Consider the following 25,532-nt stretch of genomic DNA (forward strand, 5'->3'; position numbering starts at 1 on the left):
CGGCTTGCTCGCGATGGACGTAAGGACGCCGCGTTGAGTCAGGCGTGGCGGGTCATCGTTGACGTTCATCGCGAGCAAGCTCGCTCCTACAAAATACACCTGCGCTCGACCAGCGCATTCCATCAAAGGTGAAGCAAACCGCTTCACCATTAACGATGGGATTGACCTCATCGAATCCGCGAAACGAGCCCATGGCAGCTGCATCGATTCGCTGCGGCGCCAGCAGAATCAGCCAGCGTACGACTTGCATGAATTGCCCATGGCCGAATACCAGTACCGAGCCGGTCTTGCCCTGCAGTTGCTGCAGCGCTGTTTGCGCGCGCAGCACCAGGCCATGGAATGACTCTGTCCCGGGTCCGTTGCTGTGATCCGGTTCGCCGGCCTGCCAATACGCCTGAACCCATGGACGTCTTTGCGCCGCCGTTGTATTCATGCAGTCCGCGGGCGAGAGGTAGGTGAATTCCTCGACCGGCCACACCTGCACCGGGGTCGCCGGGAATTTCCGGAGGGTGGGGGCCGCGGTATCCTGGGCTCGGGTAAACGGCGACATAACGATCAAGTCCGGTGCGGCCTCAATAGACTCGGCAATGGCCTGGGCCTGGGCTCTACCGCGCTCGGTGAGGGGAATCAGGGCCGGGTCCGATGATGCTCCGCCAGCATTGGCGGCGCTCTCGCCATGTCTTATCCACGTTACGGTCAGCACCAGGTCCCACCTCTCACTCAATAATCCATCCGCACACGATAAATCCCCCGGCAAGGCTTTGTAAGCTTTATGGTCTCGATACCTGGCGGCGCGAACACAATAGAAGGAGTCCAAATGTCTTACCGCACAGCAAGGGAAGCGTTCATGCACGGTGTGCGGGCACTCATGCCATTGAGTCCCGGGGTCGTGCCCTTTGGTTTGTTGACGGGGGTCATGGCGATCAGCCTGGGCCTGTCGCCCGGCACGACCATGGGCATGACGCTGCTGTTCTACTCGGGATCGGCGCAGATGGTCGCGCTGCAATTGCTGCATACCGGTGTTATGCCGGTGGCGATTGTGGTCACGGCCCTGGTGATCAACTTGCGCTTCATCATGTACAGCGCGTCACTGGCGCCCCATCTGCATCATTTGCCCCGACGCTGGACCTGGCCATTGTCGTACATGCTTTCCGACCAGTCTTACGCCCTGTGCAGCCTCAAGCTGGCGTCCGGTGAACTCGGGCGGTTTGCCCAGTATTACTATGCCGGCACCGCCGTCGCGATGTGGCTGGTATGGCAGCTGTCGGTATTGGCGGGCATTTACCTGGGCGCCAATATCCCTGAAAGCTGGTCGCTGAGTTTTGCCATACCGCTGTCGTTTCTCGCGCTGCTGGTTCCCGGTATACGCAGTGCACCGAGTCTGGGTGCCGCCACGGTGGGCGGATTGATCGCGGTGTTTGCGGTGGATATGCCCTACAACCTGGGGCTGGTCAGTGCATCCATTGGTGGTGTGGTGGCGGGTGTGTTGCTCGAGAGTATGCGCAAGCGGTCATCGAGCGAAGCGCCGGTCGCTGATGCCGAGGGGCAACCACGATGAGCGACCTGAGCTTGTGGGGGCTGTTCCTGGCGGTCGGGCTGGGCACGTTCGTGATGCGTCTTTCCTTTGTCGAACTGTATGGCCGTTTGCGCATCCCGGCGCTGCTCAGGCGAGCCTTGCTCTACGTGCCGGCGAGTGTGCTGGCGGCCCTGGTGCTGCCCGCCGTGGTCTACCCCGGTGGCCAGGGTGAATTTGTCCTGGCTAATGCGCAGATCCCCGCGGCCATCCTGGCGGCCTGGGTCGCCTGGAAGACGCGCAACACGCTCCTGACGTTGGCGGTCGGGATGGGGGCGTTGTGGTTGTTGAAGTATTTTGCCGGGTAGCGGCACCTGTGCCGGGGGCAGGCACTGGGTCACTCGGGCGTCATCAGCACCGCCAGCGTCAGGCTGATGAATTCCTCGTTGTGGTCGATGGTGTCCAGGGCGCTGCGCACGTGGTCGGCGACATCGGCCGAGCCGCTCAGTTCGACCCAGTTCGACAACTCCAGGATGGCCGCTTCGAGGGCGAGCTGGTTTTCGTTGAGCTTGAAGAGCAGGGAAGGCAGCAGGTCGGAATTGGGCATGGTGAATCCTCCGTGGTGGTTTCAGCGTAGCAGCCACATCAGCGGGAGGAGGCCGGACGCGTGTGCGTCGGCAGGGGCGCAGCGCAATTTTTTTGCGCTGCGCCGATTGCAGGCGTTGGCTTGCCGACGCAGGGGCCTGCGACTACAGGAACTTGATGGGGTAGTTGAAGATCAGGCGGTTTTCATCAATGTCGTAGTTGCTGAAGTCCCGGCGCAGGGTGGAGTTGCGCCAGCGCACGGAGAGGTCCTTGAACGGGCCGCTCTGGATGACATAGGCCAGCTCGGACTCTCTGCCCCATTCCTTGCCTTGGCGGGTGTTGGCGGTCTGGACATGGTCGCCGGACAGGTAGCGATTCATCATCGTCAGCCCTGGTACCCCCAGCGCCGCGAAATCGAAGTCGTGACGCAGTTGCCAGGAGCGCTCCCGGGCATTGTCATAGCTCGAGTTGTAGGTGTCGTTGGCCAAGGGGTAGCCGGCGGTGCCGTTGACCCGCATCCAGCCGGTCTCGCCGTAGACGCGCTGCAGTCCCAGGTAAAAGGTGTTGGCGCCGGTCTTGGCGGACAGCAGCAGTGACACGGTCTTGTTGTCCATCTCGCCGGCCTTGGCCGCGCCATCCTCGTCGCCCAGGAACAGCCCAAGGTTACCCCCCAATTTCCAACTTCCCAGCACCTGGCTATGCAGCACATTCAGGTATTGCTGCTGGTAGATATCCTCCAGTTGGGCATGCCACAGGCCCACCTGGGTGGCCTTGTCATTGAACTGGTATTCACCCCCGGCGAAGTTGAAGCGATCCGAGGTCGCGCTGGGCCGCCCGGCCATGAACATGCGCTCCATGCTGGCGTCGTTGCGCGGGCTGTTGCCGCGAAACTGCCCGGTGTAGAGGGTCAGGTCGGTAATTTCCCTTGAAGTCAGCTGTGCGCCGCGAAAGGTCTGGGGCAAGGAGCGGCCATCATCGGAGCGCAGGATCGGCAGCAGGGGCATCCATTCTCCGACCTTCAGTTCGGTGGCCGAGAACCTGGCTTTGAGCGCCACGCCGAAGCGGCCGAAATCGTCTGCGGGCCTGCCGCTGTCATGGGTCGGCAGCAATTGGGTGCCGGCAGTCCCGCGCCCGCCATCGAGCTTGAGCGAGTACAGGCCCAACACATCGACCCCAAGGCCGACTGCGCCGGCGGTATAGCCTGAGCGCATGTCGAGGATGAAACTTTGCGTCCACTCTTCGGCTTTGCCTTGCGGATAGGTCGGGTCGACAAAGTTGCGGTTGTGGTAGAAGTTGCGCAGGTTGAGGGTGGCGTTGGCGTCGTCGACAAAACCTTCGGCCGATGCCCCGGCCGCAGCGGTCGAGCACACAATCCCCAGCGCTGCAGGTCGCAAAAGGGTGGCCAGGCGGGGTGCGCTTGAGCGTGCAAGGATCTTCATTATTGTTATTTCCTTTTTTTAAAGCGCAGGACTCCCCCGCAGGGCGAGGCCTGCGCAAAAACTGCGCTGTTTGAGTAGTGGTGGCTTACGACGGGACGAGGTGCCGCCAAGCCCTAGCTGTGCAACAGGGCAACCAGGGCCGGGACCGTGAGCACGGCGGTGTAGTAGCCCATGAACTGCACCCCGATGTTGAAGCCCAGGAAGCGTGAGAGAAAACCGCCCAGCAGGCCGATGGTGACGATCACCGCCAAGCCCAGGAGGCCGCCCTCCCAGATGCCGATCACCAGGATCAGGCCAACGAAGGTCGAGATCACTGCCTCGTGGCTGATCTTGCGCGACACATAGGACGCCGCCCTGTGGGCGTAATTCATGGTGAACGGGTAAGCGATCAGGATCGCCACCACCACCGCCAACATGCCGTAGCCGAGGAACTCCCAGGTGTTGAGCAGGGTGTGCAGGTTGTTGACCTGGCCCGTTGCGGTGTCGACGCTAAAACGCGGAGGCGCATTGAACAATGGCGCAGCCGGGCCCGCAGCGACGGGACTCAGGGGCAGTCCAAAGGCGATCAGCGGGATCAGTGCCTCGGCAAGGTAGGTGGATTCGGTCACCCCGTTGCGCGCGGTAATGACCGTGGTCAGGCGATGGTAGACGTGCTTGATCCGCGAGCCGACGACCTCGCCCATGATCACGGTCATGGCCACCGGGCTGAACACAAAGGTGGCGCTGGAGACGACCGCGGTAATCGCCGTCCACATGCTCTGTTTGCTGTCCAGCACCTTGAGGGGATTGGGGAAGAACCCGCCCCAGCTTTTGACGTCGGGCGACAGCGAGAACGTGCGCACTTCCTCACGGCGCATGGTCGCCCGCTCGGCCGGTGCGAGCATGGAGAACAGCGCGGCGATCAGCGGCCCGATGGCTATGCCCAGGAAGTAACTGACGCTGAGCTTGACCCCGTACTGCCCGGTAATGCTTTGCAGGCCGACAATCACCATGACGAAGGGGATCAGCGTCAGCACGGCCGCCAGGCGACCTTTGGAGAACCAGGCGATGGCGATTGCCGCCAGCAGGAACACCCAGGGGGCGGCATGCTTGATCATGTCACCGAAGGGCGCGAGCATCAGGGCGAACAGCACGGCCATCGGCACCGCGATCAACGCCGCAATCACTGCACCGGAAATCATCTTGCGCAGGGCAATGTGCGGAACGCCCAGGTTACGCAGGAAGTTGGCTTCGCGCATCAGTGGCGTGGCCATGGTGTCGCCCGGAATCCCCAGCAGCGCCGTGGGCACGGCATGGGTCATGTGCTTGGCCACCGCTCCCGCGAGGAAGAAGGTCAGCACCCCGGCGGCGGGCACGCCCAGCAGCACCACGAGCAAGGTCAAGGGGGCGAGGGTAGTGGTTTCATCGCTGCCGGAGATGAGTCCGATCCCGGCAAAAATCACTGCGCCGAGGATGCCCATGCCCAAGGCGATGAGAATCTGATCCAACAGGGGAGCGATCATGACCGACTCCCATGGCTGCGTACTGCGCTGATGGATGCGCCGGGGGCTGCCGGGACATCTGGCGCGGCAAGGCCTTTCTCGTAATCGGCAAACAACTCGTAGAGGTCCATTTCCCGCAGTTCCGCGATCGTCGCCGGCGGCAGGTCGGACAGGCGGCCGAGGGGGTCGTACTCGTTCTGCAATTCAATGAGGATTTTTGCTCGCCATGCCGGATCCGCCACGTGTTCGATCACATGCCGCTTGGGCTTGAACAGCCGCGCGCTGATGGCGCCACCGGCCAGGCAGCCAAGGATCCCTACCAGCATCGCGTAGGCGCGGGCCATCTGTGCCGACTCGACCCAGCCCACCAGCAGGTGTTGCGCGATGAAGAAGGTGCCGAGGCTGACGGTGGCGCCAATACCAATGGCGTAGACCAGGTGACGGGCGTCGACCGTGTCGCCCCAGACTTCGTAGAGCTCTTGTTTCATGGAGGTTCTCCCACTGCCCTTGCGGGCTTTTATTGTTATGAACGTGAAGAGATGCGGCTTACTGGATGTGCAACCTGCCACGCTTCGCCAGCAGCGCGCGGGACACACGGGATGCGGTCTCCCGGCCGAGCTCGGCATTGATGAATTCACCGACTTCGATCAGCGCATCCAGATCGACGCCATGGCTCATGCCCAGGCCGTCCAGCAGGTAAATCACGTCCTCGGTCGCCACATTGCCGGTGGCCCCTGGCGAATACGGACAGCCGCCCAGGCCGGCAACCGAGCTGTCGAATGTCCGGACTCCGCTTGCCAGTGCTGCATGGATATTGGCGATCGCCATGCCATAGGTGTCATGAAAGTGCCCGGCCAGCGCGCTGACCGGCACCACCTGGCTACAGGCTTCGATCAAGCGAGTTGTCGCCGCGGGCGTGCCGGTACCGATAGTGTCGCCCAGGCTGATCTCATAACAGCCCATGCCAAACAGTGCCGCGCTGACGGCCGCGACAGCCTCGGGTTTGACCTGGCCAGTGAAAGGGCAGCCCATGACACACGACACGTAGCCGCGGACCCGGACGCCGGCATCCCGGGCACGCACGATCACTTCCTGATAACGGCGCAGGCTTTGCTCGATAGAACAGTTGATGTTCTGCTGCGAGAACGCCTCTGAAGCTGCGGCGAACACCGCGACTTCGCGACAGCCTGCGGCGATGGCGGCTTCCAGCCCCTGGACGTTGGGCACCAGCGCGGTCCAGCTGACACCGGCGCGCGAAGGCAGGGCCTTGAGCACCTGGTCGGTGCCCGCCATCTGCGGTACCCAGCGCGTTGATACAAACGCGCCGGCTTCCAGGGTCCGCAAACCAGCGTCGGCCAGGCGCTCCAGCAACTGCACCCGGACCGACGCCGGCAAAGTGCGTCGCTCATTCTGCAGGCCGTCCCTGGCGCCGACTTCCACCAGGCGTACATGATCCAAGGGCATGCTCAGCACTGCCCACGCTTTTGTTCGAGCAGGCGCGCCGCGTTGTCGGCACGTACATCGCGGGACTCGACCATTTGCTTGACCAGCCAGCTGACTTCCTCGCCCTTGGCGCCTGCCGAGAGTGCAATGTTGCGGGCATGCAGGGCCATGTGGCCGCGTTGAATGCCCTCGGTGGACAACGCCCGCAACGCTCCCAGATTTTGCGCCAGGCCAACGGCGACGGCGATCTCCGCCAGCTCCTGGGCGGTCTTCACACCGAGGATGCGCAGCGACAGTTGTGCCAGCGGGTGAGTCTTGGTGGCGCCGCCGACCAGTCCGACCGGCATCGGCATTTCCAGGGTCCCGACCAGATGGCCCTGGCGGTCTTTTTCCCAGGTGGTCAGGGAGCCGTAATGGCCGTTACGGCAGGCATAGGCGTGAGCCCCGGCTTCCACGGCGCGCCAGTCGTTGCCGGTGGCGACGATCAGCGGGTCGATGCCATTCATGATGCCTTTATTGTGGGTGGCGGCGCGGTAGGGATCGATCACGGCGAAGTTGTAGGCGTCGAGAATGCCTTCGATGACTTCCTCGCCCTGATAGGCGGCGGTTGTCAGCAGTTCGGGGGCAATGCGCACCTGGGCCCGGGCCAGGCGCAGGTCCGCCAGGTTGGAGAGAATCCGCAGGCGCACCTTGCCGCCGGTGATTTCTTCCAGCAGCGGCGCCACCGCCTCGGCCATGGTGTTGACGGTGTTGGCCCCCATGGCATCACGCACGTCGACAATCAGGTGTGCCACCAGCATCGGCCCGCGTGGGCTCTGGGCGAAGGTGTGCACTTCAATGTCGCGGCAGCCGCCACCGAGCTGGTTGAGCAGTTGGTCCTTGCGGTTGGCCAGCTCGATGATTTGCTCTTTGTGGCGCAACAGGCTCAGGCGGGCGTTGAACGGATCGGCGATGTCGACGATCTGCACCTGGGCGCGCATCAGCGGCAGCGAACTGGAGGTCTGGAATCCACCGGCCTCGCGGGCCAGCTTGGCCATGAACGATGCGGCGGCGACCACCGAAGGTTCTTCCACCACCAGCGGCACTATCACGTCGCGGCCATTGATCTGGAAATTGCTCGCCACGGCGTAGGGCAGTTCGAACTTGCCGATCACGTTTTCAATCATGCCGTCGGCGATGTCCAGGGGCAGGGCGCCGGCATCGCGCAGCAGGGTCACATCATCCTCGCCAAGCCCGAGCAGCTCTTGCAAATGCTCCAGGCGCGCGGCCGGCGACATGCTGCGGAACATGGGGAGACGGGAGTCGATACTCATGGGAGGAGGCCTCTTGCAGTTATTGTTTTTAAGTTGCCGTCACCCTAAGCGCATGTGTTCCGGTAAAAAAGGTACAGTTTGGACAGACAGTACCTAAGCTGTACCCTCGGTGATCATTGATGGCGGATGAGCGACTATGGCGCGACTGACACTGGCTGAACAACTGAGCGCATCGCTGGTCGAGCAGATCGGCAATGGCACCTACCGCGAGGGGGATCGCTTGCCTTCGCTGCGCGAGTGCATGCGCTTGTTCGGTCATTCGAAAAACACGGTGATCAACGCCTATGAAGCGCTGGCCTCGCAAGGCTTGGTCGAGGCCCGGCACGGCCAGGGGTTTTTCGTCAAACAGGGCGCAACCAGCAGCAGCGAGCCGGAAGAACCCCTGCCGTTCACGCGGGCGATGGACACCATCTGGCTGATGCGCCAGCAGTTCGTGCGGGAACCGGGACACTCACCGCTGGGTGAGGGGTTTCCACCGGTGGAGTGGTTGATGGACATGCGCCTGGACAAGTTCACCCGGCAAATCATGCGCACCGGAGTCACCACGCTGTTTCGCTATGGCAACCGCCTGGGTAATGCCAGTCTGCGCCAGCACCTGGTACAGAAGCTGGCGAGCTATTCGATCGGCGCCAGTGCGCGGCAGATTGTCACCACCCACGGCGCCAATCACGCACTGGACCTGATCATCCGCCGCTTCATTGCCCCGGGCGATGGCGTGCTGGTCGAGGACCCAGGCTACTACCCGCTGTTCGGCAAGTTGCAGTTGCAAGGCGCGCGGATGTTATCGGTGCCCAGGTTGGCGGATGGGCCGGACATGGACGTGCTGGAGCAACACCTGCTCCTGCACAAGCCCAAGTTGTTTTTCATCCAGTCGCTTGGGCACAACCCCACTGGCTCCGATATTTCCCCTGGCAAGGCTCATCGGCTGGTGCAGCTGGCGCAACAACACCAGTTTATTCTGGTGGACGACGACGCCCTGGCCGACTTCAAACCGGCGTCGGCGATCCGGGTGTCTGCGCTGGATCAGTTGCAACGCTCGTTGTACGTGGGCAGCTTTTCCAAGTCGGTATCGGCGGCATTGAGGGTTGGCTTTATCGCCGGGAGCAAAGAGGTGATCGACGAACTGGGCGACCTGAAAATGCTCCTGCACACCAGCACTTCGGAGCTGTGTGAGCGCACCGTCGACGTGATCCTGACGGAAGGGCATTTCCTGCGGCATCTGATTCGACTCCAGGAACGCTTGAAAAACGCCACCGCTGCGGGCTTGCAGATGCTGGAGGAGATCGGCGCCGAGGTCTTCGTCTGCCCAGAGCAGAGCCTGTATCTGTGGGTCAGGTTTCCCCACATCGAGGACGCCCGGGAGTTGACTCGGCAACTGCTGCCCAAGGGCTTCATGATCGCCCCGGGGCACATTTTTTCCGCAGAGCAGTCGCGCATCAATCCATGGACCCGATTGAACGTTGCGTATCTGAATGATCCGTTGCTCAAGGCTGTACTGCGGGGCTGAGTGCGGGCGGGCAGGTTTTTTTTGTCGAGGGTGATGGCGTATTGATATTGCTGTCGGCATACTCTCGAGCGGCACATCAGCGTGCCGCCACGCCGTCGGGACAGGGATGTTTGCACTTGATAAAACAAAAAATCTTCGCGGCATTGATCTTGATGGCTGCCACGGCCTATACGGTTTTCAATCTGTTCAGCATGCTGACCTTCGGCTAGTCGCGACCGGTACAGGCAATTTAGGGGAGCCTATGAAAGATGACCTGAGGAACCAGGCGCTGACCAATTGGCGCAGGTTGTTCCTGATGCCGCCAAGCCTGATCAACGCCGAGGATCGTTACGACAAACTGCTGCTCGCCGCCGACCACATGGAGCGCACCCAACTGATCAGCAGTGATGAGTGGCGTGCTTTAGTCCAGCAGGCGGGCACTTCCTTTGCTAGCACCGCGCAATGCATGGGGGGTTCGGATCAGGACTGAAAAGCACCTGATTGCTGACGCCTGTGCGTCAGTAGCTGGCGGCCTGACCGAGCGTGTTGTCCTGTGCGCCGGCCATGAGGTGCAGCGGTATCGGCGGTTGCTCATCGGTGCAGGTAATTTCCAGATTGCCCACCACCTGGGGCGCGCGCTCACTCAGTCGGGTCGACTCTTGTTCCAGTTCCTTGGCCATTTTCGCGTGGTTCGCTGCGATTTCAGAAAGAGTTGACACGATACATCTCCGATGACTGACCAAGCGTTTCGCTGGTGTCCTTGAACGTTAGATTGAATTAGCCCTGCGCGTCAGAATTCCGACGTTGTGCGGCGCTAGTGCGGGCCTGTGCAATCCCTAAGCCAGACAGTATAGGGCTAACCCCATGACTTATCGCTACGCGACGAATGGTGGGGGAGTTGCGTTAAACAATTGTGACTGAATTGCATGCAGTCCTATTAACTGTTCGCGCACAGAGGGGCAGTCTGGCCCAACGCATGACGGCTGGGCCAGCACTGCCGGCGGTCAGGCGGCGATTTTGCCGGCGCTTAGGTCTTTTTTGTACTGGGCCTTCATGGCTTCCATCTGTTTACCCAGTTCTTCGAGTGTGGCCTTGCCCAAGAGTTTTTTCGCCTGGGGAAACATCTCGGTTTCTTCCTCCTCGATGTGATGCTCCAGCAGCTCCTTGACCACCTTGGCCCGACCGGCGAATTGCGGGGTGGTGGGGTCGGTCAGCTTGAGGTCGGGCAATACCAGGGAATCGACTGTGCGGTGTTCTTCCTTGGCTTCGTAGTACATTTCGTCCTGCTCCTTGCCCCCGGCTTTCTTGAACGCGGGGTACAGGATCTCCTCTTCCAGGCGGGTGTGGATGGCGATCTCCATCTCCAGCTTGGCCACCAGTTCGGTGCGTTTTTTCACGGCGCGATCGGTCGACTCACTGAGTTGGGTGAGAATGGCTTTGACGCGTTCGTGGTCAGCTTGCAACAGGTCAATGGCGTTCATGCAGGTCACCTCTTTGGTCACGGGGGCATTGCGGTAGGTCTGTGCCTAGCGCGCAAACTCCCAATAGAGGTTGCAGGGCCTGTGCCAGCGGGATGAATTAATTAGTCATGTAAAATCAAAGGTTTATGTGTCGGCTGGGCGCGCGATGCCATGCAGCTTGCACGAAATAGTGGGTTGCGCCATGCAAATAGCCCACCTGTCGTCTGGGACTGGATGTTCGTCACGCCCTACGTCAGTCAGTGTGACACTGGCGAATGAGCGGGCACGGCCTGGGGTTGGCTGCGGATGATCAGCAACCCGGCGGTTGCGATCACCAGTGGCACGATCAGCGCACTGTAGTAGCCCGATGGACCGCCATGTTCGAGAAACCAGCCGCCACTCGCCGAGCCAATGATGGCGCCGACCCGACCCAGGGCAATCGCCCAGCCGGTGGCGGTGGCCCGCAAGGCGGTGGGGTAGGCCTGGGCGACCATGTAGTTGAGCACGATCTGCTGCCCGCCGATGCCCAGGCCTGCGGCGCCGGCGAGGATGAACACCAGCGACCAGTTGGTGCCGCTATTGGCAAGGCCCCAACTGATGGCGATGCCGAACAGGAACAGCGCCAGCAGCAACAGGCGAGCGTTGATTTTCGGCAGGATGATAGCCAGCGGAATCGCGCAGACCACGAACACCGTGTTCACCGCCACAGTGCCCATGGGCGCCTGTTCGGCGGGGAGTCCGGTGGCCTTGAGCACGGTCGGCAACCAGGACAGGAACATGAACCAGGCGACCCAGTTGAACAGGTAGATGGTCCAGATGCCGCAGGTGGTGCGCGCCAGGCCGCCGCTGAACAATGAGTTGACGCTGGTCTTGACCTCGACTTCGGGCACGCTGAAGGTGCTGTCTGCCGGCGTTTGACGTCCGCTGATGGTGGCGACAATACGTTCGATCCGCGCGCGCTGGCTGCCAAGGCGATGGCGGGTGAGAAAGTGCAGCGACTCCGGCAGCCAGATCATCAGCACCGCCAGCAGCACCAGCGGGGTGATTCCACCGACCAGGAAAATCCCCTGCCAGCCAATCACCGGGAGCATTTTGGCCGCGAGCAATCCACCGAGAATCGCGCCGGCAGGCAGGCCGAGCAGGACGGTGGTCATGATGGTGCCGCGGTTTTTCGCCGGCCCGTATTCCGCCGCCAGCGACAGCACCACTGGGGTCGCACCGCCCATGCCGAGACCGGCGATAAAGCGCAGAACCAGGATCTGCTCGGTGGTTTGCGCGAATGCGGTTGCCAGGGTGGCGCAGCCAAAGAGCGCCACGGCGCCGATGATGGTCGGGCGTCGGCCCAGCTTGTCGCCGAGCAGCCCCAGCGACATGGCGCCCAGCACCATGCCGACGATGCCCGCGGTGAGAATCGGCGCCAGAGCCCCGGGACCTAGTCCAAAGGCCTGGATAATCGACGGCCCGGTGAAGGCAATGGCCTGGGTATCAAATCCATCGAGGATCGCCACCAGGAAGCACAGGGTGAAAATCCGCCACTGAAAGGCGCTGAGGCGCGAGTCATCGATCAGTTCGGGTATTGAGTAGTGACTGCTCATGGGGGGCTCCGAGTGCTTTCTAGTTGTAGTTTTTTCAGGCGCACCTGCTGAGCATCACGCTAAAGCCCGAGGGGGCGGGCGTCTAATATCAAATGGGTGCAGTACCATACCCTGTGGGTATGACGCTGTTTTGGTTGAATAATGCCTGGTTACTCTACTTTGTCAGTTAGTAGCAAAGTTAGTGGGTGGAAATTAACCGCGAAGTCGCGCTACTGTTGGCAACTAGTGGGTGGTTGAGCCAGGAGTTGTTAGATGTATATAAGATCCAATGTGTATCAGCTGTTCATGCAGCAATACCCGGATGCGCATTTTGTGACGGTTTACCATGAAAATGGCCGTGTTTCGGAAATTGCCTCTGGCAAGCGCGAGGGCAAAGTCGAGGTGGTTTTTGTCGGGACCTACGAAGCCACTGGCTGCCTGGTGGTCGAAAGCCGTATCACTGAAGACCCTTGGGGCCTGCCGGAAACGCTCTGCAGCGCAGGTCCCATGCATTACTACAGCATGGGTGCCGAACGCGCGATGACTCACGCCAACAGTCCGATCTGCACCAAGCGTTGAAGCCACAGCGCGTCTGAGGGTGCGGGCACCGGTCCGGTGTTTCGCGCAGAAAGTTGGGCAATACCCGAGGTTTTGACTATGGTCCACTGGGCTTAAGAATATTGTATTTATCATTTAAACCAGGAACTGGAATTCCGCTCGCAGCCTTCACATCGCTGCGCAGGTCACAAGGATCGTAAAATGCCCAATAGAACTGCACGCCTGACCATATTGATTGACCAGCCGACCAAGAAAGAACTTGAAGATCTCGCTGCGCTCTCTGACCTGACCACTTCGCAAGTCATTCGTAAGCTCATAAAAGACTATCTGGAAGCGTCCAGCAGCCATCCGGTAACAACACCGAGACATTCTATCCAGTAGTTCGTTGGGTTCGACGTACAGCCGTGGCCGCGGTCTTGTCTTGACCGCCGAGCCGGTGCCCGGCGTTGCGTGTCCCTGGCATTTTTGAAGATCGGCAATCCGTCTTTTACGTAAAAAAAGTGTGGTTATTTAAGCACTTAGCTAAAAATTATTTCATTTTTCTACATGTAAATATCTTGTTACAAGTCGTCAGGTCGGGTTAATATCGCCCCGCGTTCACCACCACGGTTTATGCATTTTTAAGCCCCAAGTTTCCATCAGCTACTTGGGCTTTTTTTTGCCTGAAATTTGACCTTCAAACCCGTTGGTTGATATTCCCAGGCTCCATAAGGCCAGGACAAAAGGTTATTAGACCGTCCCATGGGCCTCTGCTAAAAAAGTAGCTGCACGGCAGTCGCCCCGCACACAGTGGGTCGACTCGCGACGTGCACTGCATGTCCATTTGCTCAAATGGAAATCGCCCAACATTGTGCTGGGCAACGATCAATGAGTCCGATGCCACCCTTCGGGTCAATTGCTGCGCCTCTGGCCAACTGCTCGCGCAACGCGCAAAGGGCTCATTGATCACTTTCTCTCCCGTCGCCCTTCCTCAACCAGCTCTCCCGTTAGAATGACCGCACTTGAACAGGTGGATGGGTCATTGATGCGCAGAGAAATTGGCTATTGGCACCGGGAAGGGCGCGAGCTGTTCTATTACCTGGAATTCGACCCGCAGACTGCGCAGTTCTTCCTCACCTGCGAGCACAGGCCCGCCGGTGCTGAGATGAGCGTCAGGCGCGTACCCTTGAGCGAAGCCCGCGGCGAGCGGTACTACGAGGATGCCCTGTTGATCATCAAGGAAGAGTTGTTCCGCGATTTCCGAATCCAAGCGCAATGACACGCGTATCCAGCCGCGATCAAGTCGGGCGATTAAGGTGCTACAGTTTTCCCGTGCACCTTATCCAGTCGTACCCAGAGACGGAGGTCATTGTCATGTTACTCAACAAGCCGGAACAGCAACTGCGGCGCGACCTGCAAGGCATTGCATCGGACCTGCGCTGGTCAGCGGTGGACATCAAGGCCATTGCCGAGCGACTGCACCAGGCCGGCAACCCGGTGGATGCGCAGGCGTTGCTGAGGATGTGCGAGGTATTCGAGAAAACCGAGGCGCGGCTCGTCAGCTACGCCAATGAAGTCAAGGCTCACAAAATCAATCTGAGCACCTGAGCGGGAGTTACCTGATGAGCGCTAAACCGACGATTGTGCTGGTCCATGGTTTTTGGGGTGGTGCGGCACATTGGAACAAAGTCATTGGCGAGCTGTTGCGCCTGGGGCATACGCGGATTCGCGCGGTGGAACTGCCGCTGACGTCACTGGCCGACGATGCCGAGCGCACTCGCAAGATGATCGCGCAGGAGCCGGGACCGGTGTTGCTGGTGGGTCACTCCTACGGCGGCGCAGTGATTTCCCAGGCGGGCAACCAGCCGAATGTCGCCGGCCTGGTGTTTATCGCCGCCTTTGCCCCGCAGGCGGGTGAGAGCCCCGGCGGCATCACCCAGGAACACTTGCCAGAGGCTGCGGCCAACCTGGCCCCCGACAGCGATGGCTACCTGTGGGTCAAGCCCGAGCTGTATCACCAGAGCTTCTGCCAGGACCTGCCGGCCAGCGAAGGCCTGGTCATGGGCATCACGCAGAAGGCCCCGTTGGCCAGTACCTTCGGCGACACCGTCACTGATCCGGCCTGGCAACACAAGCCCTCGTGGTATCAGATTTCCAGCGAGGACCGGATGATCTCGCCGCAAAACCAGACGCGCATGGCGGCGCGTTTGAACGCCAAGGCAGTGATCACCCTCAAGGCCAGTCACGCCTCGCTGGCCTCGATGCCAGTCGAAGTAGCCGCGTTGATCGACCAGGCCGCCAGCACCATCAGTCAAGACTGAGACTTCCCCCGCAGGAGTGGTCCTCCGCTTGCGGTGCCTGCTTGCGGTGCCCGCTTGCGGCGGCCGACTGCTCCCCCATGTCCCACGCCCGGACAAATTTCAGCTTGCAACTACTATTACTTTTGCCCAGGCCGGACAAATTCGATAAAGTTAACCATTAGGTCAACTTTTTCGGTTTGTCGGCCCTTCGCATCTTCAGGAAGGGTTTCTGTATGACCTGAATTTTCCAGAACACCATAACGACATGGACGGATTTCATAGCCGTCCAGAGGATGATCCATGTCCAACCGTGACATATCCCGGCGCTCCTTCCTGCAGGGCGGGTTGATCGCTGGCGTCAGCGTGACGCTGACACCGCTCAGCTCCCAGGCGCTGGCTGCCTTGATGGAAAACAGCGTGACCGTGCCGTCCGAGCAATGGCTTGGCAACAACGGCAAGGCCCGCATGCGCAACGACTCGCTGTCCAAGGTCTGCGGCAGCAAGGTTTTTGCCCGCGACATCCGTGCCAAGGATATGCCGGGCTGGCCCCAGCAGCAGGGCCACGCGATGCTGCTCAAGACCATTCGTGCCGACCGCATCTATGAAGGGTTCGACCTGGCGCTGCTGGGCGCCGACCTGCAACCCGATCGCATCGTCACCGCCCAGGACCTGGAGCAGGACGGCATTGTCTTCCCGGAAGACCACGCCCCCGATCCATTGTTGCCGACGGGCAAGGTGCCGATGTTCATCGGCCATCCGGTGGCGATCCTGATCTGGAACGACTTCGAGCGTTTCCGCCAGGCCAAGAACAAGCTCAAGTTCAATGACAAAGCAATCCGCTACGGTGCCCAGGCGCCGCTTTATACCCGCGACCCCTATGGCAGCTTCCGCTACGTGCGGGTGGGCGGTGCGACTTCGGCCGACGAAGACGAATTCGCCAGCCTCAAGGACTCGATCCTGTTCCCGATGATTCGCGAACGCCGCCCGGTATGGAATGCCCAGCCCAACGTGCACGGCAACCTGACCGAGCGCGGGCTGTTTTATGCCGACCGCATGCAGCAGCAACTGCAAACCCCGCCGGACGGCTGGATGGTCTTTGACGAGCGCTACAAGACGCCGTCCATCGAGCCTGCGGCCCTGGAACCGGACAACGGCAACGGCTGGTACGACCCGGCGACCAAGACCCTGCATTTTGTGGTCGCGACCCAGTGCCCGCTGGAAGCCGCCTCGGAAACCGCGAAGATGATCGCGCCGTCGCGTTTCGGCCTTGCCGCGCTGAACATGCACCCCGGCTACACCGTGGGTTATGGCTCCAAGGACCACAACATCTTTGTCTACTACGCGGCCCTGGCAGCGTTGTATGGCAACGGTGTGCCGGTGCGCCTGGCAAACGACCGCTACGAGCAGTTCCAGAGCGGGATCAAGCGCCACCCGTTCGACATCCGCTACCAACTGGCGGTCGACAAGCAGGATCACAGCTTCAAGATTTTCCGCGCCGACATGACCGTCGACGGTGGCGGTCGGATCAACTACAGCCCTTCAGTGGCGGCGGTCGGTGCCACGGCGGCGCAGTCGATCTATTACATGCCACAGAACGACCTGCAAGTGACCGCCTACCACTCGCGCGGCGTTGAAGCCGGCTCCATGCGCGGCTACGGCACCTTGCAGAGCATGGCCGCGACCGAAATGATGGTCGACGAAATCGCCGATCGCCTCGGCATCGATGCCATCGACCTGCGCAAGAAAAACGTGTTGCTCTCGGGCATGAAAAACACCCAGGGCGCAGTGCCGGCCGGGGCCTTGCGCCTGCACGAGATTCTCGAGAAGGCTGCTGGTTTCGACCTGTGGAAAAACCGCAAGGCCTTGAAACTGGCCGAAGATGCCAAGGACCCCGACAACTGGTACGGGATCGGCTTTGCCATCTGCCAGAAAGACTTCGGCACCGGTTCGGAAGCGCCGATGGCCAGCATCGAGTTCACCGCCCAAGGGCATATCACCCTGCGCCACATCGGCATCGAGATCGGCACTGGCATGTCCACCTCCCAGGCCCTGGTGGTCGCCGACTTCCTCGGCAGCCCGGCCAGCGAAGTGAAGACCGGTGAAACCGAGTGGGACGAGCTGCAGCTGACCAGCAGCGGCAACCCCTACATCATGAGCCAGGCCGAGCAGGATAGCGTGCTGCGCAACCCACGCTGGGTTGGCAAGATTGCCTCGGCATCGTCGGCCACCAACTCGGCCTACTACTTCAGCCACGCCACCCGCGAAGCGGCGCGCGTGCTGTTCAACCACGGCCTGTGGCCTGCCGCCGTGGAAATCTGGCGCCAGGGGCCGTTTGGCGGCCAGGCCAACCCCTACGTGGTCCGTCGTGAAGACGCCCACTGGGTCGACGGCAAGCTGACGGCCAACGGCATGGAACCGCTGCCATTGGCAGTGCTGGCCAAGCGTGCCCATGAACGTGGGCTGGTGACCGGCGCCACGGTGCATGGTTTCAACCGCTGGAGCTGGGCCGAGGCCGAGTACAACATCAACGGTGTGCGCGAACGCCTGCCGCTTGATGCGCTGGCCGTAAAGTACGGCGATGGTGCGCCGCAGGCGATCAAGGCGCAGATGAAGACCGCTGGTTTCCACCTGCTGGACCGCCAGAACGTGGTGTACCCGGCCACGCAATTGAACAACGCCGCCGTTACCTATTACAGCCCGGTGGCGACCATCGTCGAGCTGAAAGTCAACAAAGGTTCGGGCGAGGTGCAAGTGCTCAACCATCACTCCTGGCTGGAATGCGGCCGGGTGCTGGTGCCTGAACTGGTCAAGGGCCAGCTCGAGGGTGGGATCGCCATGGGCATCGGCCACGCGTTGCTGGAAGAAATGCCGTTGTACGAAGGTGGGCCAGGGGAGGGTGACTGGAACTTCAACCGTTACCGTCTGCCGCGGGCCAAGGATGTCGCGGTGTGGAAACAGACCTCGGAAATCCTCCCACCGTTGTCGCCGAGCGACCCCTCCAAGGGCATCGCCGAGGTGGTGATGATCCCGGTAGTGGGCGCCATCGCCAACGCCGTGGCCCACGCCATCGGCAAACGGGTCCGTGACCTGCCTATCACTCCAGCGCGCATCAAGGAGGCCCTCAATGGCTAACCGTCCGCTCCAAATGACCCTCAATGGTCAAACCGTCGGTCCCGTCGAGGTCCCTGATGATCTGCCGATGATCGACTACCTGCACGAATACCGAAACCTTACCGGCTCGCGCCTGGGTTGCGGCCAGGGCATCTGCCACGCCTGTGTGGTGATCGTCGACAACCCCGACGGCACCAGCGAGGAAGTGCGCACCTGCATCACCGGCGCGCACTACTTCGAGGGTAAGAAGATCCGCACTATCGAGGGCCATGCGACCCGCGACGAGGCGGGCAAGGTCACTGAGCTGAACCCGATCCAGCAGCGCTTCGTCGACGAATTCGCGTTCCAGTGCAGCTACTGCGCGCCGGGGTTCGTCAATGCCGCGACAGTGCTGGTGGAAAAACTGCAGCGCCAGCCGATCAAGCAAAGCCAGCTGGAAGCGGTGATCGAGGACAGCCTCGGTCACCACATCTGCCGCTGCACCGGCTACGTGCGCTATTACAGCGCCACGCGCAACGTGCTCAACGATCTTGGCCTGGTCAAGGAGGGTTGAGCATGAACCGACTACTTAGCGGCGTTGCCAGTGCCGTGGGCCTGGCGGTTGCGCTGCTGGCCAGCCAAGCGGTCCTGGCAGCAGACCCACAGCAGGTCAAGCAGGGCGAATACCTGGCGCGGGCGGCCGACTGCATGGCCTGCCACACCGCACCCGGTGGCGCGCCGTATGCCGGCGGCCTGCCAATCGTCTCGCCGTTCGGCACCATTTATGGCACCAACATCACGCCGGACAAAGAGCACGGTATCGGCCTGTACAGCGATGACGAGTTCTTCGCCGCCTTGACCGAAGGCAAGCGGCGCGACGGTGCCAACCTGTACCCGGCAATGCCGTACACCTCCTATCACCTGATGCCCCGTGCCGATTCCGACGCGATCCACGCGTACCTCAAGACCATCGCACCGATCAATCGCGCGGCACCGGTTACCAGCCTGAGCTTTCCGTTCAACGTGCGCCTGGGCCTGATGGGCTGGAACATGCTCTATGGCAAGGACGTCAAGTTGGCCCCGGCCGAAGGCAAGGGCGAGGCGTGGCAGCGCGGCCAGTACATGGTCGACGTGCTCGGTCACTGTGGCGAATGCCACACCCCGCGCGGCTTGCCCGGCGCCATGCAGCAGGACAAACGCATGACCGGCGGCCTGCTCAACGGCTACCTGGCGCCGAGCCTGCTGGCCGATGACCTGGCGGCTCGCGGCTGGAACCACCAGGACCTGAGCTCGTTCCTCAAGCACGGCATGAGCGCCCAGGGCACGATGTTCAACGAGATGTTCCCGGTGTTCCACAACAGCACCCAGCACCTCAGCGACCCGGACCTGAAGGCCATGGCCACCTTCCTGCTGGGCGAGTTGCCACCGCAACCCAAGGTGCTCAGCGAGGTCACGCCGGACCAGCTCACTGCCAGCGCCCAGCGCGGTCGCCAGGACTACCTGAACGTCTGCGCCGGCTGCCACGGCGGCAATGGTGAAGGTAAACCGCACATCGCCGTAGCGATGCAAGGCAACACCACCTTGCGCCTGGAAGATCCACGCAACCTGTTGCGGGTGATCGAGGATGGGATTGGCGAGCAGCAGTTCTCGGGTTTCGAGCGCATGCAGCCGATGCCGGGCTTTGCCGACAAGTTGAGCACGCAGCAATCCACCGACCTGATCAACTACCTGCGTCAGGCCTGGGGCGGGCAACCGGCTGACCTGCTGATCAGTCAGATCGAACAACTGAAGGCAGAGGCTCCCGCGGAGCACAAGGCGCACTGACATGCAGCATCTTGACCTGCAAGTGATACGGCGCGCGCTGGCCTGGTCCAGCGCGGGCCAGCGTGTGTGGTTGTGCAGCGTGCTCAGCACCTACGGTTCGGCGCCTCGCGCGCCGGGCTCGATGCTGGCGGTCAACGACAGCGGGCACTGGATCGGTTCGCTGTCCGGTGGCTGCGTCGAGGACGATTTTCTCGAGCGCATGGCCGAAGGCTTGTTTGCCGAGGCCGTGAGCGTGGTGCGCTACGGCGAGGGCGATGATCCGCGCTCCCAGGTCAAACTGCCCTGTGGCGGACTGCTGGATGTACTGGTGGAAAGGCTCGAACCCGATTGCGAAGTCCAGGCGCACCTGCGTGAACTGGAATCCGCGCTATTGGGCCAGCGCCGGCTGATCCGTGAAGTCGACCTGCAAAGTGGTGCCCGCGACCTGTTGGTCGACCGCGAGCACGGACCACGCATCGAGCGCGAAATCGATCGGGTGCGGTTGCGTGTCGGGGCGGCTCAACGGCTGCTGCTCGCCGGTTACTCGAGCGTCGCGCATGCGTGCGCCGAGTTCGGGGTCGGCCTGGGATTCGAGGTGATCCTCTGTGATCCGCGCGAGGAAGTGCTGGAGGGAGTGGTGCTGGAGCATGTGGAGATTCGCCGTCAGTTGCCATCGGTGTTCATTGCCCAGGGCGGTTGCCACAGCGACACGGCGGTGGTCGCCTTGACCCATGATCCGCGTATCGACGACCTGGCCATGATGGAAGCCGTACGCACCGAGGCGTTTTACATCGGGGTCATGGGTTCCCTGCAAACCTCGCAGAAACGCTTCGAGCGCCTGCGCCGGATCGGTGGTCTGGGGGAGGCCGAGCTGGCGCGGATTCACGCACCCATCGGCCTGAACCTGGGCAGCAAGACTCCGGCGGAGATCGCCTTGGCGGTGCTGGCCGACATTCTGCGGATTCGCAGCGGTATTGCCCGCGATCAACTCTGATCAAGGGCAGTCAGCCAACGACACACGGCCCTCAAAGCGCTCGGCTCAGCGGAAGCGTGGCAGGGGCCGATCCAGCGGTTTGAGCGAGGTCAGCGCGTTCTGGATCAGCGGCGCGTCCTTCTCGATATCTTGCAGGCGGTCGCGGATTTTCATCGCCGTCGGATGGCCGTCATGTTTGTCGACCCAATCGGCGATTTCCTTGCACGCCGCCGTCAGGCGCGTTTGGCGCGAGTCGAGCAACGTCAGCAGGGTGGTGATGGACTCTTTTTCGGACATGGAAAACACCTCCATTAGTCGAGAAGGTTGGCAAAGGACAACACAACCCCTGTAGGAGCGAGCGCCCGCTTGCGGCCTGCTCGCGATGGACGTCAACGATGACGCGCGGCATCTGGTCCACCGCGTTGTCATCGTGTTCATCGCTCCAAGTATAGACCCCGCCCTGGAACTGGATCGTTGCCCCCATCAACTATAGATCCGGTTGCCAAACCTGCAAAAACCCCACGTGCTGTTCGTCGCCTGATTCAGCCCGGCAGCACCGGGCCGCCGTCTTGCAACTGCCAGCCGTGCGCGGTCCAGTGCAGGTGGTGGGTGGGTTGCAGGGCCTGGAGAAACTCGGCGTCATGGGAGGCGGCGATGAGCGCTCCGACAAAACCGCGCAAGGCCTGTTCCAAGGCCTGCACGGAGTCCAGGTCGAGGTGATTGGTGGGTTCGTCGAGCAGCAGCAATTGCGCGGGGGTATTGCCCCACGACGCGATCGCCAGGGCGGCCTTGAGGCGCTCGCCACCGCTGAGCTGGCCCGTGGGCAGGTGCACGCGTCGGGCATCCAGCTGCAAGTGAGCCAGGCGGCTGCGCACCGCCCCTTCGGACAGCGGGGTGTCCAGCAGATTCAACTGCTCGACCACCGAGCGCTCGGGATCCAGCAACGCCAGGTGTTGATCCAGGTAGGCGCTGGGTACGTGGGTCTGGCACTCGCCGCTGACGGCGGCGCAGTGCCCGGCGAGCATTTTCAGCAGGGTCGATTTACCGCAACCGTTGGGGCCACTGAGCGCCACCCGCACCGGCCCTGCCAGCGTCAGGTCGAGCCGGCTGCCCGGCGTTTGCCGGGGTAGCCATGGCAACTGCGCAGCCACCAGGGTAATGACTCGTCGGCTGTTGGGCAGCGCGGTGCCCGGCAAGGGGATCAGCACTGGCTCATCGTGAATCACTCGGGCATGGGCCTCGCGGACCTGCGCGTTGAGCTCGGTTTTGCAGGCTTGGTGGGCCTGTCGCACATGGCCCATGATCTCGCTGGCACGGCCTTTCATGGTGGCCCGTTCGAAGCGTGAGACGTTGGCGGTCTGCGCATGCTTGCGCGACCCGGCGGCGTGCCGCGAAATCGTGTCGTGTTCGCGCTGCAGGCGTTGCAGTTCTCGGCGGCGCTGGTTGCGACTGTGCTCCAGTGCCGCGTGCGCCGCCGCTTGCAGCACCGTGCGCTGTTGCAGGTAGGCCGTGTAGTTGCCACTGAATACCTGTACCCCCAAGGGCGACAGTTCGACGATGCGTTGCACGCTGTCGAGCAGGCTTCGGTCGTGACTGACCAGGATCAGGCCGCCGCGCCAGGCCGCCAGTTGCGCCATCAACCAGCGCCGTCCGGAAGCGTCCAGGTGGTTGCTCGGTTCATCCAGCACCAGCAACTCGGCCTGGCTGACCAAGGTGCCGATCAGGGCGATCCGTGCACGTTGACCACCACTGAGGGCGGCCATCGGCTGTTGCGCAGTCAGCCCGCTGAGGCCGGCCTGGGCGAGCATGGAGGCAAAGCGCTCGGCCAGGTCCCAGCGCTCGGCGACGTCGTCCAGGTCCTGGGCGCAGGCATTGCCGGCAGCCAGGCGGGCCAGCGCATCGAGTGTACTGGCTATGCCTGCTGCTTGGGCGACGGTCTGGCCGTCGACGCACAGGGGTTCCTGCGCCACATAGGCGACGCTGGCGTGGCAGTTCAAGGTTCCGGCGCTGGGTTGCAGCAGGCCGCTGATTAATCGGGCGAGTACCGATTTGCCGCTGCCGTTACGGCCGACAATGGCCGTCGGGCGTTGGTCGAGGGATAAATCCAGGGCGTCGAACAGGTGCTCGCCATCGGCGAACTGGAAGCTGAGTTGGTTCAGGGTAACGAGTGCAGGCAGACGCGTGACGTGAGTCATAGCACCTCCAAAAAATGTCGAAAAAGGCCAACAAGTGCCCGAGGCGGCTTGTTGCGCATACATTTTTGAAAGGCTTAGTTGTTCACGGCGAACGATCGTCCTGCTGTAGGAAAGGTGGCCAGCCTAGCGTAGAACGGCAAGGCCTTACAAGTCTTGTGGCTTTTTCGAGAGGGTTTGCAGGAACATCATCAGCCCGACCTCTTCGCGGCTCAGACGCTTGCGTTGGCGCGGCTTGGGCAGTTGCGCCAGGGTGCCGAGCAGGAAACTGTCGAGCACGGCGGGGTGGATGTAGCACTTGCGGCACACGGCTGGGGTGTTGCCGAGCTCCTTGGCGATGCGCTTGACTATCTCGACGATGTGTTGCTTGGCGTCGGTCACCGACTCCCAAGGCAACTCGCGCAGCGCTGACAGGGCCAGGCTGCTGCCGGCCCAGGTGCGGTAATCCTTGGCGGTGAAGTCGCCCGCTGTCAGTTGATGCAGGTAGGCGTTGATGTCCGAGGAGGTCACGGTGCGCCGTTGCCCCTGTTCGTCCAGGTACTGGAACAGGTCTTGCCCGGGGAGTTCCAGGCAGCGCTTGATGATCCGTGCCAGGCGCCGGTCCTTGACGGTGATCTGGTGTTCGATGCCGCTCTTGCCGCGAAACTGGAAGGCGATCGCGCTGCCGTTCAGCGACACGTGCCGGGTGCGCATGGTGGTCAGGCCGTAGGAGCGGTTCTGCCGCGCATATTGGCTGTTGCCAACGCGGATCAGGGTGGTGTCGAGCAGGCTGATGACCGTGGCCATGACCTTGTCGCGGCCATGGCCGGGGCTTGCCAGTTGCGCCTCCAGCTGGCGGCGCAGCTTGGGCAGTGCCAGGCCGAACTCCAGCAGGCGCGAATACTTGTCGCCATCGCGCACTTCGCGCCAGCGCGGGTGATAGCGGTATTGCTTGCGCCCCCGTGCATCGCGGCCGGTGGCCTGCAGATGGCCCTGGGGATCGGCACAGATCCACACGTCGGTGTAGGCGGGAGGCACGGCGAGGGCGTTGAGGCGCTTGATTTGCGCGGGGTCGGTAATGCGCTGGCCAGCCACATCGAGATAACAGAACTTGCCGCGCAGGATTTTGCGGCGGATGCCCGGCTGCGTGTCATCGACATAGTGCAGGTCCGGTGGCAGCGAGTCGGCTGGGGTGAGATCCGGCATGGCGCAGGGTCCTTGGGCGGGCTGGTATAGCCATTGACCGCAGGCGTCGGCGGTCGTGCCAAAGGGTTTACGCCAGTACGGCCACGGCCTTGATCTGCGCCCACAACGCCTGGCCGGGATGCAGCTGCAGGTGGTCCCGGGAAAAGCGTGTGATGCGCGCCAGCAGGGGTGTGCCGGCGACGTCCAGGCGCACCAGCACATGGGCGGCGTTGTCGGCGGCAATTTCGCTGACCACCGTCACCGGCAGGCGATTGAGGATGCTGCTCTGTTCGCCGGCGTGCAGGCTCAGGCTGACGTCGCGGGCCTGGACCTTGAAGCGCAGTTGCTTGCCCAGGGCCAGCGGTAGATGGGCCACGCGCACGCTCAATTGACTGTTGGGCAGTTGCAGGGTCAGCAGTTGATAGTCGAGGTTGTAATCGCTGACCTGGCCGTCGATCACCACGCCGGCATCGTCGCCCAGGGCCAGCGGCAGGTCGAGCCGCGCCAGGGTTTCGCCCACAGGGCCACTGGCCAGGGCCTTGCCGGCACTGAGCAGGACGATATGGTCGGCCAGGCGCGCGACCTCATCCTGGGAATGGCTGACGTAGAGCACCGGGATTTCCAGTTCGTCGTGCAGCCGTTCGAGGTACGGCAGGATTTCGCTTTTGCGCTGGGAATCCAGGGCCGCCAGGGGCTCGTCCATCAGCAGCAACCGCGGGCTGGTGAGCAACGCCCGGGCGATGCCGACGCGCTGGCGCTCACCGCCGGAGAGGTGTTGCGGATGGCGATCGAGCAGGTGGCCGATCCCCAGCAACTCAGTGGCGTGGGCCATGTCGACCCGGCGTTGCGCACGAGGAATGCGCCGCCAGCCGAACTCCAGGTTGGCCAGCACCGATAGGTGGGGAAACAGGCTGGCTTCCTGGAACACATAACCCAGCGCGCGCTTGTGGGGTGGCACGAACCGTTTGTTGTGGCTGTCTTGCCAGACTTCGTCGTTGATCTGCACAAAGCCCTGTTCGGCGCGTTCCAGCCCGGCGATGCAACGCAGGCAGGTGGTCTTGCCGGAACCCGAGTGGCCATACAGTGCAGTCACGCCGCGCCCGGGCAGGTCGAGGTCGACATCCAGGGAAAAGTCCGGGTAGTGCAGTTGCAGGCGTACGTGAATCGCGTCGCTCATCG

General features: G+C 62.1%; 27 protein-coding genes. 13 read left to right on the forward strand and 14 right to left on the reverse strand.

Features of this window, described 5'->3' with window-relative positions:
- Positions 1–52: 52 nt before the first annotated feature.
- Positions 53–703: a histidine phosphatase family protein gene (locus PspS04_RS12035; protein ID WP_159995470.1), complete on the reverse strand. Its 651-nt coding sequence runs from the start codon at positions 701–703 to the stop codon at positions 53–55.
- 114 nt (positions 704–817) lie between these two features.
- Here PspS04_RS12035 and PspS04_RS12040 point away from each other — a divergent pair, with 114 nt between their 5' ends.
- Both PspS04_RS12040 and PspS04_RS12045 read left to right on the forward strand, forming a co-directional pair.
- Positions 818–1,558: an AzlC family ABC transporter permease gene (locus tag PspS04_RS12040; RefSeq protein WP_095168523.1), complete on the forward strand. Its 741-nt coding sequence runs from the start codon at positions 818–820 to the stop codon at positions 1,556–1,558.
- Entirely contained in the window at positions 1,555–1,881 is a 327-nt protein-coding gene (locus tag PspS04_RS12045; RefSeq protein WP_095168521.1) for an AzlD domain-containing protein, read from the forward strand. The genes PspS04_RS12040 and PspS04_RS12045 overlap by 4 nt, the downstream gene beginning before the upstream one ends.
- A gap of 29 nt (positions 1,882–1,910) precedes the next feature.
- Here the strand turns inward: PspS04_RS12045 and PspS04_RS12050 are convergent, their stop codons facing one another.
- The 6 genes from PspS04_RS12050 to PspS04_RS12075 form a co-directional block, all read right to left on the reverse strand.
- The gene (locus tag PspS04_RS12050; RefSeq protein WP_159995472.1) at positions 1,911–2,120 is read right to left on the reverse strand and encodes a hypothetical protein; all 210 of its coding nucleotides are present in this window, start codon (positions 2,118–2,120) and stop codon (positions 1,911–1,913) included.
- Between the two features lie 142 nt (positions 2,121–2,262).
- Positions 2,263–3,537: an OprD family porin gene (locus PspS04_RS12055; RefSeq protein ID WP_159995474.1), complete on the reverse strand. Its 1,275-nt coding sequence runs from the start codon at positions 3,535–3,537 to the stop codon at positions 2,263–2,265.
- Between the two features lie 113 nt (positions 3,538–3,650).
- Positions 3,651–5,039, reverse strand: a complete 1,389-nt coding sequence (locus tag PspS04_RS12060) for a tripartite tricarboxylate transporter permease (RefSeq protein WP_159995476.1) — start codon at positions 5,037–5,039, stop codon at positions 3,651–3,653.
- Positions 5,036–5,506 carry a hypothetical protein gene (locus PspS04_RS12065; RefSeq protein WP_159995478.1) on the reverse strand — a complete coding sequence of 157 codons (471 nt, stop codon included), beginning with the start codon at positions 5,504–5,506 and terminating at the stop codon, positions 5,036–5,038. Before PspS04_RS12065 ends, PspS04_RS12060 begins: the two co-directional genes overlap by 4 nt.
- Before the next feature lie 58 nt (positions 5,507–5,564).
- A complete protein-coding gene (locus tag PspS04_RS12070) occupies positions 5,565–6,482 on the reverse strand; it encodes a hydroxymethylglutaryl-CoA lyase (RefSeq protein ID WP_159995480.1) in 918 nt (305 codons plus the stop codon).
- Positions 6,483–6,484: 2 nt separating this feature from the next.
- Entirely contained in the window at positions 6,485–7,774 is a 1,290-nt protein-coding gene (locus PspS04_RS12075; protein ID WP_159995482.1) for a hydroxymethylglutaryl-CoA reductase, degradative, read from the reverse strand.
- A gap of 136 nt (positions 7,775–7,910) precedes the next feature.
- Between PspS04_RS12075 and PspS04_RS12080 the strand changes: the two genes are divergently transcribed.
- Positions 7,911–9,281 (forward strand): aminotransferase-like domain-containing protein, encoded by a 1,371-nt coding sequence (locus PspS04_RS12080; protein WP_159995484.1) that lies wholly within the window; start codon positions 7,911–7,913, stop codon positions 9,279–9,281.
- Between the two features lie 106 nt (positions 9,282–9,387).
- Positions 9,388–9,750: a hypothetical protein gene (locus tag PspS04_RS27770; RefSeq protein ID WP_237234989.1), complete on the forward strand. Its 363-nt coding sequence runs from the start codon at positions 9,388–9,390 to the stop codon at positions 9,748–9,750.
- Between the two features lie 28 nt (positions 9,751–9,778).
- Here the strand turns inward: PspS04_RS27770 and PspS04_RS12090 are convergent, their stop codons facing one another.
- From PspS04_RS12090 to PspS04_RS12100, 3 genes are all read right to left on the reverse strand, one after another.
- The gene (locus PspS04_RS12090) at positions 9,779–9,979 is read right to left on the reverse strand and encodes a hypothetical protein (protein ID WP_159995486.1); all 201 of its coding nucleotides are present in this window, start codon (positions 9,977–9,979) and stop codon (positions 9,779–9,781) included.
- 285 nt (positions 9,980–10,264) lie between these two features.
- Positions 10,265–10,741: a hemerythrin domain-containing protein gene (locus tag PspS04_RS12095; RefSeq protein ID WP_159995488.1), complete on the reverse strand. Its 477-nt coding sequence runs from the start codon at positions 10,739–10,741 to the stop codon at positions 10,265–10,267.
- A 236-nt stretch (positions 10,742–10,977) separates the two neighbouring features.
- On the reverse strand, positions 10,978–12,315 hold the full coding sequence (locus PspS04_RS12100; RefSeq protein WP_095168505.1) for an MFS transporter: 1,338 nt from the start codon (positions 12,313–12,315) through the stop codon (positions 10,978–10,980).
- A gap of 252 nt (positions 12,316–12,567) precedes the next feature.
- On the opposite strand from PspS04_RS12100, the gene PspS04_RS12105 reads away from it, so the two are divergent.
- From PspS04_RS12105 to PspS04_RS12145, 9 genes are all read left to right on the forward strand, one after another.
- Positions 12,568–12,873, forward strand: coding sequence for a hypothetical protein (locus PspS04_RS12105; protein ID WP_143501192.1), 306 nt, complete (start codon positions 12,568–12,570; stop codon positions 12,871–12,873).
- A gap of 180 nt (positions 12,874–13,053) precedes the next feature.
- A complete protein-coding gene (locus PspS04_RS12110; RefSeq protein WP_159995489.1) occupies positions 13,054–13,233 on the forward strand; it encodes a ribbon-helix-helix protein, CopG family in 180 nt (59 codons plus the stop codon).
- 643 nt (positions 13,234–13,876) lie between these two features.
- On the forward strand, positions 13,877–14,110 hold the full coding sequence (locus PspS04_RS12115; protein ID WP_159995491.1) for a hypothetical protein: 234 nt from the start codon (positions 13,877–13,879) through the stop codon (positions 14,108–14,110).
- 95 nt (positions 14,111–14,205) lie between these two features.
- A complete protein-coding gene (locus tag PspS04_RS12120) occupies positions 14,206–14,439 on the forward strand; it encodes a hypothetical protein (protein ID WP_095168498.1) in 234 nt (77 codons plus the stop codon).
- Between the two features lie 14 nt (positions 14,440–14,453).
- Positions 14,454–15,152 (forward strand): alpha/beta hydrolase, encoded by a 699-nt coding sequence (locus tag PspS04_RS12125; RefSeq protein ID WP_095168497.1) that lies wholly within the window; start codon positions 14,454–14,456, stop codon positions 15,150–15,152.
- A gap of 279 nt (positions 15,153–15,431) precedes the next feature.
- Positions 15,432–18,263, forward strand: a complete 2,832-nt coding sequence (locus PspS04_RS12130; RefSeq protein ID WP_159995493.1) for a xanthine dehydrogenase family protein molybdopterin-binding subunit — start codon at positions 15,432–15,434, stop codon at positions 18,261–18,263.
- The gene (locus PspS04_RS12135) at positions 18,256–18,795 is read left to right on the forward strand and encodes a (2Fe-2S)-binding protein (RefSeq protein ID WP_095168494.1); all 540 of its coding nucleotides are present in this window, start codon (positions 18,256–18,258) and stop codon (positions 18,793–18,795) included. Before PspS04_RS12130 ends, PspS04_RS12135 begins: the two co-directional genes overlap by 8 nt.
- A gap of 2 nt (positions 18,796–18,797) precedes the next feature.
- Positions 18,798–20,045: a c-type cytochrome gene (locus PspS04_RS12140; RefSeq protein WP_095168493.1), complete on the forward strand. Its 1,248-nt coding sequence runs from the start codon at positions 18,798–18,800 to the stop codon at positions 20,043–20,045.
- A gap of 1 nt (position 20,046) precedes the next feature.
- Positions 20,047–21,018, forward strand: a complete 972-nt coding sequence (locus tag PspS04_RS12145; protein WP_159995495.1) for an XdhC family protein — start codon at positions 20,047–20,049, stop codon at positions 21,016–21,018.
- A 45-nt stretch (positions 21,019–21,063) separates the two neighbouring features.
- Here the strand turns inward: PspS04_RS12145 and PspS04_RS12150 are convergent, their stop codons facing one another.
- The 4 genes from PspS04_RS12150 to modC all read right to left on the reverse strand — a co-directional run bounded on the left by PspS04_RS12150 (position 21,064) and on the right by modC (position 25,530).
- The gene (locus PspS04_RS12150) at positions 21,064–21,294 is read right to left on the reverse strand and encodes a hypothetical protein (RefSeq protein WP_095168489.1); all 231 of its coding nucleotides are present in this window, start codon (positions 21,292–21,294) and stop codon (positions 21,064–21,066) included.
- 245 nt (positions 21,295–21,539) lie between these two features.
- A complete protein-coding gene (locus tag PspS04_RS12155; protein WP_159995497.1) occupies positions 21,540–23,192 on the reverse strand; it encodes an ABC-F family ATP-binding cassette domain-containing protein in 1,653 nt (550 codons plus the stop codon).
- A 144-nt stretch (positions 23,193–23,336) separates the two neighbouring features.
- Entirely contained in the window at positions 23,337–24,374 is a 1,038-nt protein-coding gene (locus PspS04_RS12160) for a DNA topoisomerase IB (protein WP_159995499.1), read from the reverse strand.
- A gap of 67 nt (positions 24,375–24,441) precedes the next feature.
- A complete protein-coding gene (gene modC / locus PspS04_RS12165; RefSeq protein ID WP_159995501.1) occupies positions 24,442–25,530 on the reverse strand; it encodes a molybdenum ABC transporter ATP-binding protein in 1,089 nt (362 codons plus the stop codon).
- Positions 25,531–25,532 lie beyond the last annotated feature (2 nt).

It is taken from the genome of Pseudomonas sp. S04 (genome assembly GCF_009834545.1).
Lineage (GTDB): Bacteria > Pseudomonadota > Gammaproteobacteria > Pseudomonadales > Pseudomonadaceae > Aquipseudomonas.

What these genes read in the sequence shown, in the direction of transcription:
- PspS04_RS12040 (WP_095168523.1), top strand. Translation starts at nt 818, where the DNA reads ATGTCTTACCGCACAGCAAGGGAAGCGTTCATGCACGGTGTGCGGGCA.
- PspS04_RS12045 (WP_095168521.1), top strand. Translation starts at nt 1,555, where the DNA reads ATGAGCGACCTGAGCTTGTGGGGGCTGTTCCTGGCGGTCGGGCTGGGC.
- PspS04_RS12050 (WP_159995472.1), bottom strand. Translation starts at nt 2,120, where the DNA reads ATGCCCAATTCCGACCTGCTGCCTTCCCTGCTCTTCAAGCTCAACGAA.
- PspS04_RS12055 (WP_159995474.1), bottom strand. Translation starts at nt 3,537, where the DNA reads ATGAAGATCCTTGCACGCTCAAGCGCACCCCGCCTGGCCACCCTTTTG.
- PspS04_RS12060 (WP_159995476.1), bottom strand. Translation starts at nt 5,039, where the DNA reads ATGATCGCTCCCCTGTTGGATCAGATTCTCATCGCCTTGGGCATGGGC.
- PspS04_RS12065 (WP_159995478.1), bottom strand. Translation starts at nt 5,506, where the DNA reads ATGAAACAAGAGCTCTACGAAGTCTGGGGCGACACGGTCGACGCCCGT.
- PspS04_RS12070 (WP_159995480.1), bottom strand. Translation starts at nt 6,482, where the DNA reads ATGCCCTTGGATCATGTACGCCTGGTGGAAGTCGGCGCCAGGGACGGC.
- PspS04_RS12075 (WP_159995482.1), bottom strand. Translation starts at nt 7,774, where the DNA reads ATGAGTATCGACTCCCGTCTCCCCATGTTCCGCAGCATGTCGCCGGCC.
- PspS04_RS12080 (WP_159995484.1), top strand. Translation starts at nt 7,911, where the DNA reads ATGGCGCGACTGACACTGGCTGAACAACTGAGCGCATCGCTGGTCGAG.
- PspS04_RS27770 (WP_237234989.1), top strand. Translation starts at nt 9,388, where the DNA reads ATGTTTGCACTTGATAAAACAAAAAATCTTCGCGGCATTGATCTTGAT.
- PspS04_RS12095 (WP_159995488.1), bottom strand. Translation starts at nt 10,741, where the DNA reads ATGAACGCCATTGACCTGTTGCAAGCTGACCACGAACGCGTCAAAGCC.
- PspS04_RS12100 (WP_095168505.1), bottom strand. Translation starts at nt 12,315, where the DNA reads ATGAGCAGTCACTACTCAATACCCGAACTGATCGATGACTCGCGCCTC.
- PspS04_RS12105 (WP_143501192.1), top strand. Translation starts at nt 12,568, where the DNA reads ATGTATATAAGATCCAATGTGTATCAGCTGTTCATGCAGCAATACCCG.
- PspS04_RS12110 (WP_159995489.1), top strand. Translation starts at nt 13,054, where the DNA reads ATGCCCAATAGAACTGCACGCCTGACCATATTGATTGACCAGCCGACC.
- PspS04_RS12115 (WP_159995491.1), top strand. Translation starts at nt 13,877, where the DNA reads ATGCGCAGAGAAATTGGCTATTGGCACCGGGAAGGGCGCGAGCTGTTC.
- PspS04_RS12120 (WP_095168498.1), top strand. Translation starts at nt 14,206, where the DNA reads ATGTTACTCAACAAGCCGGAACAGCAACTGCGGCGCGACCTGCAAGGC.
- PspS04_RS12125 (WP_095168497.1), top strand. Translation starts at nt 14,454, where the DNA reads ATGAGCGCTAAACCGACGATTGTGCTGGTCCATGGTTTTTGGGGTGGT.
- PspS04_RS12130 (WP_159995493.1), top strand. Translation starts at nt 15,432, where the DNA reads ATGTCCAACCGTGACATATCCCGGCGCTCCTTCCTGCAGGGCGGGTTG.
- PspS04_RS12135 (WP_095168494.1), top strand. Translation starts at nt 18,256, where the DNA reads ATGGCTAACCGTCCGCTCCAAATGACCCTCAATGGTCAAACCGTCGGT.
- PspS04_RS12140 (WP_095168493.1), top strand. Translation starts at nt 18,798, where the DNA reads ATGAACCGACTACTTAGCGGCGTTGCCAGTGCCGTGGGCCTGGCGGTT.
- PspS04_RS12145 (WP_159995495.1), top strand. Translation starts at nt 20,047, where the DNA reads ATGCAGCATCTTGACCTGCAAGTGATACGGCGCGCGCTGGCCTGGTCC.
- PspS04_RS12150 (WP_095168489.1), bottom strand. Translation starts at nt 21,294, where the DNA reads ATGTCCGAAAAAGAGTCCATCACCACCCTGCTGACGTTGCTCGACTCG.
- PspS04_RS12155 (WP_159995497.1), bottom strand. Translation starts at nt 23,192, where the DNA reads ATGACTCACGTCACGCGTCTGCCTGCACTCGTTACCCTGAACCAACTC.
- PspS04_RS12160 (WP_159995499.1), bottom strand. Translation starts at nt 24,374, where the DNA reads ATGCCGGATCTCACCCCAGCCGACTCGCTGCCACCGGACCTGCACTAT.
- modC (WP_159995501.1), bottom strand. Translation starts at nt 25,530, where the DNA reads ATGAGCGACGCGATTCACGTACGCCTGCAACTGCACTACCCGGACTTT.